Genomic DNA, 2,125 nt, shown 5'->3' with positions numbered 1-2,125 from the left:
TGCAAAGACAGGTGGCTACCTTATTAGAGCAGGAAAAAACTAAACTTCTGCCACAGTTAAAAGCTGCTATTAATGCCGAAAAAGAGCAGCAGCTTAATAGCCTGCAAGCAGAACTGAATGAGAAAAGCAGACAGGTAGCGGCTTTGAAAACGCAGGAAGGTGAACTACTCCGCCAGAAACGCCTTTTGGAAGAGGCGCGTGCAGGAATAGAGACTGAAGTAGAAAAAAGACTATCTGCTGAAAAAGCTACTTTACTAGCCAATCTACGGGAGAAGGTGCAAAATGAAAGTATAGTTGAGTTGAAACAGAAAGACCTATTAATAGAGCAGATGAAAACGCAAATCAATGAAATGAAGCGTAAGGCAGAGCAAGGTTCTATGCAGCTACAGGGTGAGGCGCAGGAAGTAGTAATTGAGGAGATATTGCGCCTTTTGCACAGATTTGATGAGTTTGAAGAAATAAAAACCGGAGAGCTGGGTGCTGATATTCTGCAAAGGATATTTAGCCGCACAGGACAATGCTGTGGTAGTATTTTGTTTGAGAGCAAGAATACCAAAGGCTTTAGCGAGCAATGGGTGGAGAAGCTTAAAGAAGATATGCGCCTGAAAAAAGCTGATTTAGGGGTAATAGCTACCAGGGCTTTGCCTAAGGGGGTAAGCAGTTTTGAACAGCGTGAAGAAAACCTCTGGATTTGTTCGTTTGAACACTTTAAACCGCTTACATTTGCATTACGGGCTTTATTGCTGAAGGTAGAAGAGACAAGAATTGTGCAGGCTAACCAGGGCGATAAATCTAAGGTATTGTATGAGTATCTGGTTGGGACTGAGTTTAAAACCCAGCTTAAAAACATACACGATACCTTTAGCGGCATGCACCAGTCGCTTTTTAAGGAGAAAAAAGCGGCTTTGCTGAACTTTAAAAAGCGCGAAAAGGAAATTGACCGCATCATGCGCAGCCTGACCGATATTGCCGGAAGCATTAATGGTATCTCAGGCCAGACAGTAGCCGAGTTTACAGACTTTGAAGAAATTGAAGACGATACAAATTTATTGGAGTAATAAAACTATGTAAGCCATTAGTAAAGCTGTTTGCTAATGGCTTAAACCTAAATAGATAAGATTGAAATTTTATGAATTAGAAGAAAGTTAAGTTAGGGCAGGTTTGTCAAATAATTGCCGGGCAATCTCCACCTTCAAGTACATACAATACAGAAAAGATAGGCATTCCTTTCTTTCAAGGTAAGGCTGATTTTAGTTTAGAATCTCCTATTCCAAGACTTTGGTGCAGTCGTCCTCAAAAGATAGCAGAGCCTAATGATATTTTGCTTTCTGTTCGAGCACCAGTTGGGCCTACAAATATTTGCAATCAAATATGTTGCATAGGAAGAGGACTTAGTGCTATAAGAACTGGAGACAAGATTTATTTTAAATTCGTTTTATATTTTTTCAAACATATAGAACCAAAACTAAATTTGAGTGGGGTAGGTTCAACATTTAGTGCTATAACTCAAAACGATATAAAGAACCTTGAAATCCCTCTTCCCGACCTTTCCATATAAAAGCAAATTGCAGAGGTATTAGATAAAGCAGATGCTTTGCGCCAACAAAATCGTCAGTTACTGGCACAGTATGATGAACTTTTGCAAAGTACTTTTATTGAGCTTTTTGGAGACCCTGTTAAAAATCCTAAAGGTTGGGAGGTGAAAAAGTTGAGAGAATTTGGTAAAATTCAAACGGGAAACACTCCTTCAAGAAATAATGAAGAATTTTATGGAGATTTTATTGAATGGATAAAAACAGATAATATTAACAGTGAAAGTATTTATATAGAACCCGCTAAGGAATATTTATCTGAAAAAGGTTTAAAATTAGCGCGTATGGTTGATAAGGGAGCGATTTTAGTTACTTGCATCGCAGGCAGTTTAAGGTCGATTGGAAATGTGGCATTAACTAATAGAAGAGTAAGTTTTAATCAACAAATTAATTCTATAAGTCAAAATGAAAAAACGAATTCTATGTTTTTATATACTTGACGTGGTTCATTTTTAGTTTACACTTTTTGCGAATTATTAAAAGACAAATATTTACTTTTTGAACCTATTTTTTGGTAGTACAATTCTTCAAAA

2 protein-coding genes and 1 pseudogene are annotated in these 2,125 nt (G+C 37.4%); all 3 read left to right on the top strand.

All coding sequences use genetic code 11. From position 1 onward, the window contains the following. A partial coding sequence (locus tag C0V77_RS22850; protein ID WP_216824468.1) for a DUF2130 domain-containing protein occupies positions 1-1,058 on the top strand: 1,058 nt, incomplete at its 5' end. Between the two features lie 92 nt (positions 1,059-1,150). Then, positions 1,151-1,558 (top strand): annotated as a pseudogene (locus C0V77_RS23635) (restriction endonuclease subunit S); the annotation flags it as partial. A 36-nt stretch (positions 1,559-1,594) separates the two neighbouring features. Then, positions 1,595-2,032: a restriction endonuclease subunit S gene (locus tag C0V77_RS22840; RefSeq protein WP_158238008.1), complete on the top strand. Its 438-nt coding sequence runs from the start codon at positions 1,595-1,597 to the stop codon at positions 2,030-2,032. The last annotated feature ends 93 nt before the right edge of the window (positions 2,033-2,125 follow it).

It is taken from the genome of Emticicia sp. TH156 (assembly GCF_002855535.1).
GTDB classification, from domain to species: domain Bacteria; phylum Bacteroidota; class Bacteroidia; order Cytophagales; family Spirosomataceae; genus Emticicia; species Emticicia fluvialis.
Note: the sequence above shows the minus strand (reverse complement) of the source record. Positions and strands in the feature narration are given on the sequence as shown.